We start from the raw sequence: 16268 nt of genomic DNA, 5'->3' as shown, positions 1-16268 counted from the left end.
CATGAACAACGCCCTGACCCAGTTGCAGCCCTACCCGTTCGAGAAGCTCCGCGCCCTGCTCGGCAGCGTCACGCCAAACCCGGACAAGCGCGCTATCGCCCTGTCCATCGGCGAGCCCAAGCACCGCTCGCCCGCCTTTGTTGCTGAAGCACTGGCAAGCAATCTGGATCAGATGGCCGTGTACCCGACCACCCTCGGCATTGCCGCATTGCGCGAAGCCATCGCTGCCTGGTGCGAACGACGCTTCAGCGTTCCTAACGGCTGGCTCGACCCGGCGCGCAACGTGCTGCCGGTCAACGGCACTCGAGAAGCGCTGTTCGCTTTCACCCAGACGGTGGTCAATCGTGCCAATGACGCGCTGGTGGTCAGCCCTAACCCGTTCTACCAGATCTACGAAGGTGCGGCGTTCCTGGCAGGCGCCAAGCCGCACTATCTGCCGTGCCTTGATGCCAATGGCTTCAATCCGGACTTCGACGCAGTTTCGCCGGATATCTGGAAACGCTGCCAGATCCTGTTCCTGTGCTCGCCGGGCAACCCCACTGGCGCACTGATTCCAGTCGAAACCCTGAAAAAGCTGATCGCCCTGGCCGACGAATACGACTTCGTTATCGCCGCCGACGAGTGCTACAGCGAGTTGTACTTCGACGAACAGACCCCACCCGCCGGCCTGCTCAGCGCCTGCGTGGAACTGGGTCGCCAGGACTTCAAGCGCTGCGTGGTGTTTCACAGCCTGTCCAAGCGTTCCAACCTGCCGGGCCTGCGCTCGGGCTTCGTGGCCGGTGACGCCGACATCCTCAAGGGCTTTTTGCTGTATCGCACCTACCACGGCTGTGCGATGCCTGTGCAGACTCAGCTGGCCAGCGTAGCCGCATGGAATGACGAAGTGCACGTGCGCGCCAACCGCGACCTGTACCGCGAGAAATACGACGCCGTGCTGGCAATCCTCAGCCCGGTGCTGGACGTGCAGCGTCCGGACGGCGGTTTCTACCTGTGGCCGAACGTTGAAGGTGATGACGAGGCGTTTTGCCGCGACCTGTACGCGGAAGAACATGTGACGGTGGTGCCGGGCTCCTACCTGTCCCGCGAAGTCGACGGGTTCAACCCCGGGGCTGGGCGCGTGCGCCTGGCACTGGTTGCGCCGCTGGCCGAGTGCGTCGAGGCCGCTGAACGTATCCGCGCGTTCATCCAACGCCGCAGCTAAGCGCCGCCCCCCCGGTAGGAGCTGCCGAAGGCTGCGATCTTTTGGCGTCTTCAAGGACGCTGAAAGTCAAAAGATCGCAGCCTTCGGCAGCTCCTACCGGGCGGGTCACCATTACTTCACCTGCCCCAAATTGGCCTCGCTCAAATCCAGCTCCGCCAACACCTCACGCAGTACGTCATCGCCAATCTGGTGATGACGGCTGAGGCTATACAGTTCCAGTCGCTGCGCCCGCAATGCTTTCAAGCGCATGCGCCGCTCCAGCAGGTCCATCTGAAACGCCAGTGCCTGGGCTTCCGCCGAATCGTTGAACACCTCCAGCTGATGCCGGTATTCGGACATGATCCGCGCCTTGAGCTCGGCGGCGAGTGCTGCCTGCGCCGCGTCCTGCGGCTTGGCTTCTTCGGCTTCGAGCGCATGAATTGCCGCCTCGGCGGTCTTGCGCCAGGCCTCACGCACTTCATTGCGCCGCTTGTCGTCGGGGCTTTTTTCGATGCCACGCAGGAGCAACGGCAGCGCAATACACGCCGCAATCAGTGACAGCAGGATCACCCCGGCCGCGATGAATATCAGCAAGTCACGCTCGGGGAATGCCACGCCACCCATCAACATCGGCACCGACAACACACCCGCCAGCGTCACCGCCCCGCGTACGCCGCCAACGGTCAGTAACCAGCACGAGCGCGCAGTCGGAACCTGCGTCATTTCAACCTTGCCGCGCCAGCGGCGCAGCAGGCCTGACAAGCGCCAGATGCTTTGCACCCACACGAACCGCAACACCAACAGCACCAGAAAGATTGCCAGCACATCCAGGCAGCGGTAGAGCAAGGTCGGCCACAACGAGGTTTCATGACTGGCAACTGCCTTGATGATGTCCGGCAGCTGCAAGCCCAGCAGCAGGAAAATCAAACCGTTGAAAGCGAACTCCAGCAGCGACCAGACGCTGCGATTGAGCAGTCGGGTACTGGTCTGGCGCGGCAGCAGGTCGAGCCAACTCTGCATCATCCCTGCCGCCACCGCCGACAGGATGCCCGATGCTCCCAGGCGCTCGGCCAGTACGTAGGCGGCGAAGGGCAGCAACAGCATAAACACCACGTGGGTCGCGGGGTCATCCCAGCCGCGCGCGATCATCCAGGAGCGCAGGCGCCCGACCAGCCAGCTCAGCGCAACCCCGACCGCCAGCCCGCCGACCGCTACCAGGACGAATGTCAGGCTCGCATTGGCCAGGGAGAACACGCCGGTGACAGCGGCAGCCAAGGCAAATTTGAACGTCACCAGGCCTGAGGCGTCGTTCATCAGTGCCTCGCCCTGCAACATGTGCATCAATGGCGTCGGCAGCCTGTTCTGCGAAATCGCCGACACCGCCACGGCATCCGTAGGCGACAAGACTGCCGCCAGCGCGAACGCCACCGGCAAGGGAATGCTTGGCAATAACCAATGAATGAAATAACCGGCGCCCACCACAGTGAACAACACCAGGCCCACTGCCAGCGTCAGGATCGGCCCCCGCAGGCGCCATAGCTCGCGCTTGGGCATCCGCCAGCCATCGGAAAACAACAAAGGCGGCAAAAACAGAAATAGAAACAATTCAGGGTCCAGTGCCACATGCAACCCCAGCGTCGGCCAGGCCAGCAGGGCTCCGGCGCAAATCTGCACCAGCGGCAAGGGCAGCGGGATAACCCGCCCTACCAGACGGGATACACTGACCAGCATCAGCAGGATCAGGACGGTGTAGGCGGTTTGCATAAAGCGTTTTCCCAGGCAATCGACAGCATTGAAGTGCCATATTAGCGGTTTAGACTGCGGGCTGGCCGTTACACCTATGTCGCATCGCGGGTATCAAACTGCCTCACTCCCACAGGTTTACGCGCTAACCGCAAGGTCATGGCATAATCCTTCACCTTTTTTTCCAGCACCTGTAAAGGGGGCAATTCCTTGACCGTTTCAAGTAAAACCTTGCACCTTTTCGGCATCAAAGCTTGCGACACCATGAAAAAGGCGCGCACCTGGCTTGATGAACACGCTGTCAGCTACGACTTCCACGATTACAAAACGGCCGGAATTGACCGTGAACACCTGACCCAGTGGTGTAACGAGCACGGCTGGCAAGTGGTGTTGAACCGCGCAGGCACGACCTTTCGCAAACTCGAAGACGAACGCAAAGCCGATCTCGACCAATCGAAAGCCATCGAATTGATGCTCGCGCAACCCTCGATGATCAAGCGCCCTGTGCTCGATCTCGGTGACCGAACCCTGATTGGCTTCAAGCCAGATATTTACGCGGCAGCGCTCAAGTAAGCCAGCCCGTTCAATTTTGTTAGAGGTATTTACATGTCCAATTCCCTGTTCAGCATCGCTTTCGGCGTCGGCACCCAGAATCGTCAAGGCGCATGGCTGGAAGTGTTTTACCCTCAGCCGCTGTTGAATCCGTCGGCCGAACTGGTGGCTGCCGTCGCGCCAATTCTCGCTTACAGCGAAGGCAACCAGGCCATCACCTTCACCACCGCGCAGGCTGCGCAACTGGCTGAAGCCGTGAAGGGCATCGACGCGGTACAAGGCAAGTTGCTGACCCGACTGGCCGAAAGCCACAAGCCGCTGGTCGCCACCCTGCTGGCCGAAGACGCGCAACTGACTTCTACCCCAGAGGCGTACCTCAAGCTGCACCTGTTGTCCCATCGTTTGGTCAAGCCCCATGGCCTGAACCTGGCCGGGATCTTCCCGCTGCTGCCGAACGTAGCCTGGACCAGCCAGGGCGCAATCGACCTGAGTGAACTGGCCGAACTGCAACTCGAAGCCCGTCTGCGCGGCGAGCTGCTGGAAGTGTTCTCGGTAGACAAATTCCCGAAGATGACCGACTACGTCGTACCGGCTGGCGTGCGTATCGCCGATGCGGCCCGCCTGCGCCTGGGCGCTTATGTCGGTGAAGGCACCACTGTGATGCACGAAGGTTTTGTCAACTTCAACGCCGGCACCGAAGGCCCGGGCATGATCGAAGGTCGTGTCTCGGCAGGCGTATTCGTTGGTAAGGGCTCGGACCTGGGCGGCGGTTGCTCCACCATGGGCACCCTGTCGGGCGGCGGCAACATCGTGATCAAGGTAGGCGAAGGCTGCCTGATCGGCGCCAATGCCGGTATCGGCATTCCACTGGGCGATCGCAACACCGTTGAGTCTGGCCTGTACGTGACCGCTGGCACCAAGGTTGCGCTGCTGGACGAGAAAAACCAGCTGGTGAAAGTGGTCAAGGCCCGTGAACTGGCCGGTCAATCCGACCTGCTGTTCCGTCGCAACTCGGAAACCGGTGCCGTGGAATGCAAGACCCACAAATCGGCCATCGAACTGAACGAAGCGCTGCACGCTCACAACTAAACTGCGCCATTAACCTGTAGGAGCGAGCTCGCTCGCGAAAATCGCTACGACAATGCGGCTATTCAGGTAGCCAGAGTTATCGTTGACGTCCATCGCGAGCAAGCTCGCTCCTACAGGTGCACAGTCAATTCTGTAGGAGCGAGCTCGCTCGCGAAAAACGCTAGGGCAACGCGGTTATTAAAGTAGCCCGAGTTATCGTTGACGTCCCATCGCGAGCAAGCTCGCTCCTACAACGGGTTTGGCATTTTCCCGCCCATGTTTTGCAGGGCCCATTTGCATGATGATCCCCTCCCCGTGGCGCGCCGACTTCCCGGCCATCGCCGCACTGCAACGGCAAGACCAGACTTATCTGGACAACGCCGCCACCACGCAAAAACCCCAAGCCCTGCTGGATGCTCTGGCGCACTACTACGCCAACGGCGCCGCCAACGTGCATCGGGCACAACACCTGCCCGGCGCCCACGCGACCCAGGCATTCGAGGACAGCCGCCGCAAAGCCGGACAATGGCTGAATGCCGGCGATAGCGGGCAGATCATCTTCACCCACGGCGCCACCTCCGCGTTGAATCTCCTGGCCTATGGCCTGGAACACTCATTCCAGCCGGGCGACGAGATCGTTATCAGCGCCCTGGAGCATCACGCCAACCTGCTGCCATGGCAGCAATTGGCCCATCGCCACAAGCTGAAGCTGGTGATCCTGCCACTGGACACCGACGGCCTCATCGACCTGGACGCCGCCGCCCTGCTCATCGGCCCGAGCACTCGCCTGCTGGCTGTCAGCCAGCTCTCCAACGTGCTGGGAGCCTGGCAACCGTTACCCGCCCTGTTGGCCCTGGCACGGAGCCACGGCGCCATCACCGTAGTCGATGGCGCCCAAGGGATCGTTCACGGTCGCCACGACGTGCAGGCCCTGGGTTGCGACTTCTATGTGTTTTCCAGCCACAAGCTGTACGGACCGGATGGCCTCGGTGTGCTGTTTGGCCGGCATGAAGCACTGGCACACCTGCGCCACTGGCAATACGGCGGCGAGATGGTGCTCGATGCCAATTATCACGACGCTCGTTTTCGTCCCGCGCCCCTGGGTTTCGAAGCCGGAACACCGCCGATCGCCAGCGTCATCGGGCTCGGCGCCACCCTGGATTATCTGGCAGGTCTGGATCAGGAAGCCGTGTCGGCCCATGAAGCCGCCCTGCACGACTATTTGCTCAAGGGCCTGCAAGCCCGCAACGGCATTCGCCTGCTGGGCAAACCGCAACTGGCCCTGGCCAGCTTTGTGGTCGAGGGTGTGCATAACTCGGATCTGGCGCACCTGCTGACCGAACAGGGGATTGCCGTGCGCGCTGGTCATCACTGCGCCATGCCGTTGCTGAAGAGTCTTGAACTGGCCGGCGCGATCCGGGTGTCGTTGGCGCTGTACAACGACTCCGATGATCTTGAGCGGTTCTTTGAAGCCCTGGACCAGGCCCTGGAGTTGCTGCGATGAGCCTGCCAGCGGACGCCGTCACGGCGCTGGCCACCTTCCAGGAAGCCGCAGGCTGGGAACAACGCGCGCGCCTGTTGATGCAGTGGGGCGACCGCCTGCCTGCACTCGGCGATGAGGACAAAGTCGACGCCAACCGCGTGCATGGCTGTGAAAGCCAGGTGTGGTTGGTGGGCTCGCTGCAGGACGGCCACTGGCAGTTTGCCGCGAGCAGTGATGCGCGGTTGATTCGCGGGTTGGTGGCGTTGCTGCTGGCGCGGGTCAATGGCCTGCCGGCGAGCGAATTGAAGCAGGTCGATTTGCCGCAATGGTTCAATCAACTGGGACTGGGCCGGCAGCTCTCCCCCTCGCGCAGCAATGGCCTCAATGCAGTACTGCAGCGCATGCAAGAACTCGCCCCGTAGGGGCCGACTTGCTGGCAATGCGGTCGACGCGCTCTGTTGTACCCGTAGGAGCTGCCGAAGGCTGCGATCTTTTGATCTTCGGCGCCCACTTCGACGCTAAAGATCAAAAGATCAAAAGATCGCAGCCTTCGGCAGCTCCTTCAAGTGCCTATGCCTCGGGTTTGATGCGATCCGCCGGGCGCCGCACTCCCGCCACGATCTTGTCCACAGCCTTGGTCGCCGCGACCATGCCGAACGTCGCCGTCACCATCATCACCGCGCCAAACCCGCCGGCGCAGTCCAGCTTCACCCCATCGCCCACGAAACTCTTCTGCAGGCAAATGCTGCCATCGGGTTTCGGGTAGCGCAGTTGTTCGGTGGAAAACACGCAAGGCACGCTGTAATGCCGGGTCACGGTGCGCGAGAAGTTGTAATCGCGGCGTAGCGTGGAACGCACTTTCGAAGCCAGCGGGTCGTTGAACGTACGGTTCAGGTCACAGACCTGAATCAGCGTCGGATCAATCTGCCCGCCCGCGCCCCCGGTGGTGATGATCTGGATCTTGCGGCGCTTGCACCAGGCAATCAGTGCCGCCTTCGCGTTGACGCTGTCGATGCAATCGATCACGCAGTCGATATTCGGCGTGATGTATTCGGCCATGGTCTCGCGGGTAACGAAATCCGCCACCGCGTGCACGGTGCAAGCCGGGTTGATCCCACGCAAGCGCTCGGCCATCACCTCGACCTTGGGCTTGCCCACGGTGCTGTCCAGCGCATGCAACTGGCGGTTGGCGTTGCTGACGCAGACGTCATCCAGGTCGAACAGCGAAATCTCTCCCACACCGCAGCGCGCGATCGCTTCCGCTGCCCAGGAACCGACGCCACCGACGCCGACGATTGCCACATGCGCCGCGCGCAGGCGCTCAAGGCCCTCGATGCCATACAAGCGGGCGATGCCGGCAAACCGTGGATCTTCTGTACTCATGACCATTACCCCAAAAACCGGCGCGCAGTATAGGGCCATCGCGAGACAAGTTTAAGCGTCGGCGACAAGTGTAAGAACTTATGTGAAATCAGAGTGCCCAATGTAGGACATTTCCCTGCTAGCTGTAGGATCAGAGAACCTACAGTGTAGGATGTGCACCCTTGCCCTTGTCAGTCAGTCGCCAACCGCCCCTTCGTTCCACAGCCTTTGGAACCCGAAAAAGCTATGTCATCGCGTAAATTTGGACTCAACCTGGTCGTGGTGCTCGCCATCGCAGCCTTGTTTACCGGCTTCTGGGCGCTGATCAATCGCCCGGTCACCGCTCCCAACTGGCCTGAACAGATCTCCGGCTTCTCCTATTCGCCGTTCCAGCAAGGCCAGTACCCGCAAAAAGATCAATATCCAAACGACGATGAAATGCGCCGTGACCTGGAGATCATGAGCAAGCTGACGGACAACATCCGCACTTATTCGGTCGATGGCACGCTGGGGAATATTCCCAAGCTCGCGGAAGAGTTCGGCTTGCGTGTCACCCTGGGCATCTGGATCAGCCCGGACGAGGAGCGCAATGAGCGGGAAATCCTGCGCGCCATTGAAATCGCCAACACTTCGCGCAGCGTGGTGCGGGTGGTTGTAGGAAACGAGGCAATCTTCCGTAAGGAAATTACCGCTGCGGAACTGGGCATGATTCTCGATCGCGTACGCGCGGCGGTGAAAGTGCCCGTGACCACGTCCGAACAATGGCACGTCTGGGAAGAACACCCGGAGCTGGCCAAGCACGTCGACCTGATCGCCGCTCACGTATTGCCCTACTGGGAGTTCATCCCGGTGGACAAGGCCGGGCAATTTGTACTGGACCGCGCCCGTGACCTGAAGAAAATGTTCCCCAAAAAACCCCTGCTGCTCTCGGAGGTTGGCTGGCCGAGCAACGGCCGCATGCGCGGTGGCGCCGATGCGTCGCCGGCAGACCAGGCGATCTATTTGCGCACGCTGGTCAACAAGCTCAACCGCCAGGGCTTCAACTACTTCGTGATCGAAGCCTTCGACCAACCGTGGAAGGCCAGTGACGAAGGTTCGGTGGGCGCCTATTGGGGTGTATTCAATGCCGCACGCCAGCAGAAATTCAACTTTGAAGGCCCGGTAGTCGCAATCCCGCAATGGCGCGTGCTGGCGGTCGGCTCGGTGGTACTGGCCCTGCTGTCCCTGACGCTGCTGATGATCGACGGCTCGGCGCTGCGCCAGCGTGGTCGCACGTTCCTGACCTTCATCGCATTCCTTTGCGGTTCGGTGCTGGTGTGGATCGGTTATGACTACAGCCTGCAATACAGCACCTGGTTCAGCCTGACAGTAGGCATCCTGCTCGCCCTCGGTGCGTTCGGCGTGTTCATCGTGCTGCTGACCGAGGCCCATGAACTGGCCGAAGCGGTATGGACCCACAAACGTCGGCGCGAATTCCTGCCAGTGGTGGGCGACTCGAACTATCGGCCAAAAGTCTCGATCCACGTGCCTTGCTATAACGAGCCACCGGAGATGGTCAAACAAACCCTCAACGCCCTCGCCAACCTCGACTATCCGGACTTCGAAGTCCTGATCATCGACAACAACACCAAAGACCCGGCCGTCTGGGAACCGGTGCAGGCGTACTGCGAAACCCTGGGGCCGCGTTTCAAGTTCTTCCACGTCGCCCCCCTGGCCGGCTTCAAGGGCGGTGCGCTGAACTACCTGATCCCACACACCGCCAAGGATGCCGAAGTCATTGCAGTGATCGACTCCGACTACTGCGTCGACCCGAACTGGCTCAAACACATGGTGCCGCACTTCGCCGACCCGAAAATCGCCGTGGTGCAGTCGCCGCAGGATTATCGCGACCAGAACGAAAGCACCTTCAAGAAGCTCTGCTATGCGGAATACAAAGGTTTCTTCCACATCGGCATGGTGACCCGCAACGACCGTGACGCGATCATCCAGCACGGCACCATGACCATGACCCGTCGCTCGGTGCTCGAGGAGTTGGGCTGGGCTGACTGGTGCATCTGCGAAGACGCCGAGCTGGGCCTGCGGGTGTTCGAAAAAGGCCTGTCGGCAGCGTACTACCACACCAGCTACGGCAAGGGCCTGATGCCCGATACCTTCATCGACTTCAAGAAGCAGCGGTTCCGCTGGGCCTATGGGGCGATTCAGATTATCAAGCGGCACACCGCGAGCCTGTTGCGCGGCAAGGACACTGAACTGACCCGCGGCCAGCGTTACCACTTCCTCGCGGGCTGGCTGCCGTGGGTGGCGGACGGCATGAATATCTTCTTCACGGTCGGCGCCCTGCTGTGGTCGGCGGCGATGATCATCGTGCCGCAGCGGGTCGATCCACCGTTGCTGATTTTCGCGATTCCGCCCCTGGCACTGTTCGTGTTCAAGGTCGGCAAGATCATCTTCCTGTACCGCCGCGCGGTCGGGGTGAACCTCAAGGATGCCTTCTGTGCGGCGCTGGCAGGGCTGGCGTTGTCGCACACCATCGCCAAAGCGGTGCTGTACGGGTTCTTCACCAGCAGCATTCCGTTCTTCCGCACGCCGAAAAATGCCGACAACCACGGCTTCTGGGTGGCGATTTCGGAGGCGCGCGAAGAAGTGTTCATCATGTTGCTGTTGTGGGGCGCGGCATTGGGGATCTTCCTGGTGAACGGCTTGCCAAGTAATGACATGCGCTTCTGGGTCACCATGTTGCTGGTGCAATCGCTGCCGTACCTGGCGGCATTGATCATGGCGTTCCTGTCCTCGTTGCCCAAACCTTCGTTGGAAGCCGAACCGGCAACGGCATAATCCGTTATGGGATAACGTCAAACGGCGGCCTTCGGGTCGCCGTTTTGCTTTAGAATGATTGCCCTTTTGCACAGGTTTACCGTGCGCACCTCGGAGCTTCTACATGACGGCCCACGCCGACCTTTCGCCGACCCTTCAACTCGCCATCGACCTCATCCGCCGTCCATCCGTGACGCCGCTCGACGCCGATTGCCAGAAGCAGATGATGCAGCGCCTGGGCGATGCCGGTTTCACGCTGGAACCGATGCGCATCGAGGATGTGGATAACTTCTGGGCCACCCACGGCCAGGACGCGGGCCCGGTACTGTGTTTTGCCGGCCACACCGACGTCGTGCCAACCGGCCCGGTGGCCGCCTGGCAAATCGACCCGTTCAACGCGCTGATCGATGAACACGGCATGCTCTGCGGCCGTGGCGCGGCGGACATGAAAGGCAGCCTGGCGTCGATGACCGTGGCCGCCGAGCGCTTCGTCACCGACTACCCGAACCACAAGGGCAAGGTCGCATTCCTGATCACCAGCGACGAAGAAGGCCCCGCCCATCACGGGACCAAGGCCGTGGTCGAGCGTCTGGCTGCACGCAAGGAGCGCCTGGACTGGTGCATCGTCGGCGAACCGTCGAGCACCACACTGGTGGGCGATGTGGTGAAGAACGGTCGCCGTGGCTCCCTGGGTGCCAAATTGACCGTGCGCGGCGTGCAAGGTCACGTTGCTTACCCGCACCTTGCCAAGAACCCGATCCACCTGGCTGCCCCGGCGCTGGCCGAACTGGCCGTCGAGCACTGGGACAACGGCAACGACTTCTTCCCGCCTACCAGCTTCCAGATTTCCAACGTGAATTCCGGCACCGGCGCAACCAACGTGATTCCGGGCGACCTGGTGGCGGTGTTCAACTTCCGATTCTCCACTGAGTCCACGGTTGAAGGCCTGCAGAAACGCGTTGCCGACATCCTCGACCGGCATGGCCTGGACTGGCACATCGACTGGGCGTTGTCCGGCCTGCCGTTCCTGACCGAGCCAGGCGCTTTGCTGGATGCGGTTGCATCGAGCATCAAGGACATCACCGGTCGCGACACCAAGGCGTCCACCAGCGGTGGCACCTCTGACGGACGTTTCATCGCCACCATGGGCACCCAGGTCGTCGAACTGGGGCCGGTCAACGCGACCATCCACCAGGTCAACGAGCGAGTGCTGGCCGCCGATCTCGACGTGCTGACCGAAATCTACTACCAGACCCTGATCAAGTTGCTCGCCTGATGCTCGCCTGCCCGATCTGCAGCGAACCGCTGAACGACGTGGACAACGGCGTGGCCTGCCCCGCGGGACACCGGTTCGACCGCGCACGCCAGGGTTACCTCAACCTGCTGCCGGTACAGCACAAGAACAGTCGCGACCCTGGGGATAACCTGGCGATGGTCGAGGCTCGCCGTGACTTCCTCAACGCCGGTCATTATGCCCCGGTGGCCCGGCGCCTGGCCGAACTGGCGGCGCAGTACGCGCCGCAACGCTGGCTGGACATCGGTTGTGGCGAAGGCTATTACACCGCACAAATCGCCCAGGCACTGCCCAATGCCGACGGCTACGCGCTGGATATTTCCCGGGAAGCGGTCAAACGCGCCTGCAAGCGCAACCCGCAACTAACCTGGCTGATCGCCAGTATGGCGCGGGTGCCGCTGGCTTCCGGCAGTTGCCAGTTTTTGGCCAGCGTGTTCAGTCCCCTGGACTGGGAAGAAGCCAAGCGCCTGCTCAGCTCCGGTGGCGGCCTGATGAAGGTCGGACCGACCAGCGGCCACCTGATGGAATTACGCGAGCGCCTGTACGATGAAGTCCGTGAATACACCGACGACAAGCATCTGGCCCTGGTACCGCAGGGCATGGTGCTGGCGCACAGTGAAACCCTGGAGTTTCGCCTGAGCCTGGCAAGCGGCCTGGACCGTGCCAACCTGTTGGCCATGACGCCCCATGGCTGGCGCGCCAGTGCCGAACGCCGGGCTGCGGTGATCGAGCAGGTTGAACCGTTCGAGGTCACCGTTTCAATGCGTTACGATTACTTCGTACTTCAATAATTTTGGTCTTGAGTTAACAACTTGAGGCCGGCTAAATCCGCGAATGGATTTTTCAGACCCGCAGTGAGGACATCCATGCGCCAACCCGATATCGAGATTTACCTGAAAGACGCTGACGTTGACTACAAGGCGGTCGCCACCTGGCTCGGCGAAGCCTTGGGGCCGTGCACCGACTGGGTCCAGAAGGGCCAGACCTACAAGTGCAAGGCCGGCAATGTCCCGGTGACCTGGTTGCCGAAGGCTGTAGGAAAATGGAACAGCCTGTACCTGGAAAGTGACCAGACCCCGTGGGAAGACGACATCGCCTGCGCCCGCGCTGCATTTGCCGCACTGAACGTCGAAGTACGCTGCGCGCCAGGTACTTGGGTCGAGGAAGAAGGTGAAGAGACCGCGGATCGCTGGATGCGCATCAGCGCTGATGGTGAAGAAGAGATCACCTGGAAGACCGCATAAAAGCGAATAGATCGTCCGAACGCGGCCCGAACCTTCGGCAGCTCCTACAGGGTCATGTGTACACCTGTAGGAGCTGCCGAAGGTTCGGGCCGCGTTCGGACGATCTTTTGATCTTAAAATTTACAACCCAACCACATCCTCAGCCTGCAATCCCTTTTCTCCCGTCACTACGGCGTATTCGACCTGCTGCCCTTCCGCCAACGAACGATGCCCCTCGCCGCGGATCGCGCGGTAGTGCACGAAAACGTCCACCCCGTCCTCGCGCTGAATGAAGCCATAACCCTTGGCGTCGTTGAACCACTTCACATTGCCAGTCTCGCGCGTTGCCATGAATCGCACCTCTTCTTTTTATTGTTGAGGCGCGAGTATAGGACAGCCCGAAAAACTCTCAACTGAACTTTACTTAGCCGCTTTTTTGCCGATTTTCGATGAATCCGGCACACTATCGACCGCCCGAGCAAATGCTCGGTCTCATTCACTCACGCAGAAGCCGTATGACCCGCTCCCCGTTCCGCCGTCTAGTGTTTGGCACCTTGCGCCGACTGCTGTACCTCTGGGTTCGCTCGGAGACGATCAACCAGTCGTCGTTCACCCTCAACCTCGACCGCAGCCGGCCGGTGTTCTACGTCCTGCAAAATCCTTCGCTGACCGACCTTGCCGTGGTCGATACCGAATGCACCAAGGCCGGTCTGCCGCGCCCGGTCCTGCCGGTGTCGGTGGGCAACCTGCTGGAGCCAGCGGCGTTTTTCTACCTGACACCCGACCCCGACTGGCTCGGCCGCCAGGACAAGCGTGGCGCGCCGCCGACCCTGACCCGGCTGGTCAGTGCCCTGAGCCAGAATGCCGCCGAAGACGCGCAGATCATTCCCGTCAGCGTGTTCTGGGGCCAGTCGCCAGACAGCGAATCGAGCCCGTGGAAACTGCTGTTCGCCGACAGCTGGGCAGTCACCGGCCGCCTGCGCAGGTTGCTGAGCATCATCGTGCTGGGCCGCAAGACCCGGGTACAGTTTTCCGCGCCGATTCACCTGCGTGAGCTCATCGATCACAACAAGGGCCATGAGCGCACAGTGCGCATGGCCCAGCGCATCCTGCGGGTGCACTTTCGCAACCTGAAAGCCGCCGTGATCGGGCCGGACATCTCCCACCGGCGCAACTTGGTCAAGGGCTTGCTCAACCAGCCGCTGGTCAAGCAGGCGATCCTCGAGGAGGCCGAGCGCGAGAACATCTCCCCGGAAAAAGCCAAGGCCCAGGCCCTGCGCTATGGCAACGAGATCGCGTCGGACTACACCTATACCGCGATCCGTTTCCTCGAAGTCGTGCTGAGCTGGTTCTGGAACAAGATCTACGACGGGATCAAGGTCAACCACATCGAAGGCGTGCAAAAGGTCGCCCAGGGTCACGAAGTCATCTACGTGCCGTGCCATCGCAGCCATATCGATTACCTGCTGCTGTCCTACCTGCTGTTCCGCAACGGCCTGACTCCGCCGCACATCGCCGCCGGGATCAACCTCAACATGCCGGTGATCGGCAGCCTGCTGCGCCGCGGCGGCGCGTTTTTCATGCGCCGCACGTTCAAGGGCAACCCGTTGTACACCTCAGTGTTCAATGAATACCTGCACACCCTGTTCACCAAAGGCTTTCCGGTCGAATACTTCGTCGAAGGTGGCCGCTCGCGCACCGGGCGCATGCTGCAACCAAAAACCGGGATGCTGGCGATCACGTTGCGCAGCTTCCTGCGGTCCTCGCGGATGCCTATCGTCTTCGTGCCGGTGTACATCGGTTACGAGCGAGTGCTGGAAGGTCGTACCTATCTGGGCGAGCTACGAGGGGCCACGAAGAAGAAGGAATCGATCTTCGACATCTTCAAAGTCATCGGCGCCCTCAAGCAACGCTTCGGCCAGGTGGCCGTCAACTTCGGCGAGCCGATCAAACTGGCGGAGTTCCTCGACAGCGAGCAGCCCGACTGGCGCCAGCAGGAACTCGGCCCGCAGTTCAAGCCGGCGTGGCTCAACGAAACCACCCATCGCCTGGGCGAAAAAGTCGCGCAGCACCTGAACGAAGCGGCAGCCATCAACCCGGTCAACCTGGTCGCACTCGCCCTGCTCTCCACCAGCCGCCTGGCCCTGGACGATCGCGCGATGGCGCGGGTGCTCGACCTGTACCTGGCGCTGCTGCGCAAAGTACCGTACTCGCCGCACACCACCCTGCCGGAAGGCGATGGTCGGGCGCTGATCGAGCACGTGAAGGACATGGACCTGCTCTCCGAGCAGAGCGATGCCCTGGGCAAGATCCTGTACCTGGACGAGCAGAACGCCGTCCTGATGACCTACTACCGCAACAACGTGCTGCATATCTTCGCGCTGCCCGCGCTGCTGGCCAGTTTCTTCCAGAGCGCCTCGCGCATGAGCCGGGAGCAGATCCTGCGCTACACCCGCGCGCTGTACCCGTACCTGCAGTCGGAGCTGTTCATTCGCTGGTCCCTGGATGAACTCGATGCGGTGGTCGATCAATGGCTGGAGGCATTCGTCGAGCAAGGCCTGTTGCGATTCGAAAACAATGTGTACCTGCGCCCGGCGCCGAGCTCGCGACACTTCGTGCTGCTGACCCTGTTGTCCAAGAGCATCGCCCAGACCTTGCAGCGCTTCTACATGACCGTGTCCTTGCTGCTCAACAGCGGCCAGCACAGCGTCAGCGCCGAAGAACTGGAAGACCTGTGTACCGTCATGGCCCAGCGCCTGTCGATCCTGCACGGCTTGAACGCTCCGGAATTCTTTGACAAGAGCCTGTTCCGGCACTTCATCCAGACCATGCTCGACCTTGACGTGTTGCGCCGTGACGAAGCCGGCAAGCTGAGCTATCACGAGCTGCTGGGCGAACTGGCTGAAGGCGCGGCGAAGCGGGTGTTGCCGGCGGAGATTCGCCTGTCGATCCGCCAGGTGGCCTTGCACCGCAGCGAAGATGCAGCGGATCAGCCACCCGCACCAATCGAAATTTCATGAAGTCCTTGTGGCAATGAATTCCCCTGCAGGAGCCATGCTTGCTCGCGATGGCGGTGTATCAGACAGCAAATATGTCGAATGCCGCCCGGAGCAGCCTGGCGCCCACATTCAGAACGGAGACACCCCTATGAAAAAACTCTCTCTCCTGGCCGCAGCCACCCTGCTCAGCGCCTGCCAATCCATGCAACCTGCAGCAAAAACCAGCCTCGACGGCGAAGTGTTCTACCTGCAACGCATCGCCTTGCCGCCGACCGCCACCCTGAGCGTCAGCTTGCAGGACGTCTCCCTGGCCGACGCACCAGCGGTCGTCCTCGACGAACACAAAGGCCCGGTCAAAGGCCAGGTGCCACTGCCCTTTCACCTGAGCTACGACCCGGCGCAGGTCAAGCCCGGCCACCGTTACTCGGTCAGCGCACGCATCGAAGCGGATGGCCAGTTGCTGTTCATCACCACCGAAAATCACGCCGTGCAGCTGGATGGCAGTGATCCGCAGCCACTGAAGATTCGCGTGAACGCCGCTCGCTAAAGC

At 61.3% G+C, this 16268-nt stretch carries 14 protein-coding genes; 11 read left to right on the top strand and 3 right to left on the bottom strand.

Annotation, left to right across the window (positions count from 1 at the left end):
* Position 1: 1 nt before the first annotated feature.
* Positions 2-1201 carry a succinyldiaminopimelate transaminase gene (gene dapC / locus UB23_RS15145; protein WP_045060127.1) on the top strand — a complete coding sequence of 400 codons (1200 nt, stop codon included), beginning with the start codon at positions 2-4 and terminating at the stop codon, positions 1199-1201.
* 111 nt (positions 1202-1312) lie between these two features.
* On the opposite strand, the gene UB23_RS15140 is transcribed toward dapC, so the two are convergent.
* Positions 1313-2944 carry a Na+/H+ antiporter gene (locus UB23_RS15140; RefSeq protein WP_045060126.1) on the bottom strand — a complete coding sequence of 544 codons (1632 nt, stop codon included), beginning with the start codon at positions 2942-2944 and terminating at the stop codon, positions 1313-1315.
* Positions 2945-3187: 243 nt separating this feature from the next.
* Here UB23_RS15140 and UB23_RS15135 point away from each other — a divergent pair, with 243 nt between their 5' ends.
* The 4 genes from UB23_RS15135 to UB23_RS15120 all read left to right on the top strand — a co-directional run bounded on the left by UB23_RS15135 (position 3188) and on the right by UB23_RS15120 (position 6448).
* The gene (locus tag UB23_RS15135; protein ID WP_236695863.1) at positions 3188-3496 is read left to right on the top strand and encodes an arsenate reductase; all 309 of its coding nucleotides are present in this window, start codon (positions 3188-3190) and stop codon (positions 3494-3496) included.
* A gap of 33 nt (positions 3497-3529) precedes the next feature.
* Positions 3530-4564 (top strand): 2,3,4,5-tetrahydropyridine-2,6-dicarboxylate N-succinyltransferase, encoded by a 1035-nt coding sequence (gene dapD, locus UB23_RS15130; protein ID WP_045060124.1) that lies wholly within the window; start codon positions 3530-3532, stop codon positions 4562-4564.
* 277 nt (positions 4565-4841) lie between these two features.
* Positions 4842-6047 carry an aminotransferase class V-fold PLP-dependent enzyme gene (locus tag UB23_RS15125; RefSeq protein WP_045060123.1) on the top strand — a complete coding sequence of 402 codons (1206 nt, stop codon included), beginning with the start codon at positions 4842-4844 and terminating at the stop codon, positions 6045-6047.
* Entirely contained in the window at positions 6044-6448 is a 405-nt protein-coding gene (locus tag UB23_RS15120) for a SufE family protein (protein ID WP_045060122.1), read from the top strand. The genes UB23_RS15125 and UB23_RS15120 overlap by 4 nt, the downstream gene beginning before the upstream one ends.
* 148 nt (positions 6449-6596) lie before the next feature.
* Here UB23_RS15120 and tcdA read toward each other — a convergent pair whose 3' ends face one another.
* Positions 6597-7409 carry a tRNA cyclic N6-threonylcarbamoyladenosine(37) synthase TcdA gene (gene tcdA / locus UB23_RS15115; protein ID WP_177328560.1) on the bottom strand — a complete coding sequence of 271 codons (813 nt, stop codon included), beginning with the start codon at positions 7407-7409 and terminating at the stop codon, positions 6597-6599.
* 225 nt (positions 7410-7634) lie between these two features.
* Between tcdA and UB23_RS15110 the strand changes: the two genes are divergently transcribed.
* The 4 genes from UB23_RS15110 (at position 7635) to UB23_RS15095 (ending at position 12740) form a co-directional block, all read left to right on the top strand.
* A complete protein-coding gene (locus tag UB23_RS15110) occupies positions 7635-10223 on the top strand; it encodes a glycosyltransferase (protein WP_045060120.1) in 2589 nt (862 codons plus the stop codon).
* A 103-nt stretch (positions 10224-10326) separates the two neighbouring features.
* Entirely contained in the window at positions 10327-11478 is a 1152-nt protein-coding gene (gene dapE, locus UB23_RS15105; RefSeq protein ID WP_045060119.1) for a succinyl-diaminopimelate desuccinylase, read from the top strand.
* Positions 11478-12287 carry a putative RNA methyltransferase gene (locus UB23_RS15100; RefSeq protein ID WP_045060118.1) on the top strand — a complete coding sequence of 270 codons (810 nt, stop codon included), beginning with the start codon at positions 11478-11480 and terminating at the stop codon, positions 12285-12287. Before dapE ends, UB23_RS15100 begins: the two co-directional genes overlap by 1 nt.
* 75 nt (positions 12288-12362) lie before the next feature.
* Positions 12363-12740 (top strand): hypothetical protein, encoded by a 378-nt coding sequence (locus tag UB23_RS15095; RefSeq protein WP_045060117.1) that lies wholly within the window; start codon positions 12363-12365, stop codon positions 12738-12740.
* 120 nt (positions 12741-12860) lie between these two features.
* On the opposite strand, the gene UB23_RS15090 is transcribed toward UB23_RS15095, so the two are convergent.
* Positions 12861-13070 carry a cold-shock protein gene (locus tag UB23_RS15090; protein ID WP_010462862.1) on the bottom strand — a complete coding sequence of 70 codons (210 nt, stop codon included), beginning with the start codon at positions 13068-13070 and terminating at the stop codon, positions 12861-12863.
* A gap of 164 nt (positions 13071-13234) precedes the next feature.
* Between UB23_RS15090 and plsB the strand changes: the two genes are divergently transcribed.
* A complete protein-coding gene (gene plsB / locus UB23_RS15085; RefSeq protein WP_045060116.1) occupies positions 13235-15739 on the top strand; it encodes a glycerol-3-phosphate 1-O-acyltransferase PlsB in 2505 nt (834 codons plus the stop codon).
* Between the two features lie 127 nt (positions 15740-15866).
* A complete protein-coding gene (locus UB23_RS15080) occupies positions 15867-16265 on the top strand; it encodes a YbaY family lipoprotein (RefSeq protein ID WP_045060115.1) in 399 nt (132 codons plus the stop codon).
* Positions 16266-16268 lie beyond the last annotated feature (3 nt).

The sequence above is a fragment of the Pseudomonas sp. ES3-33 genome (assembly GCF_000952175.1).
GTDB classification, from domain to species: domain Bacteria; phylum Pseudomonadota; class Gammaproteobacteria; order Pseudomonadales; family Pseudomonadaceae; genus Aquipseudomonas; species Aquipseudomonas gregormendelii.
Note: the sequence above shows the minus strand (reverse complement) of the source record. Positions and strands in the feature narration are given on the sequence as shown.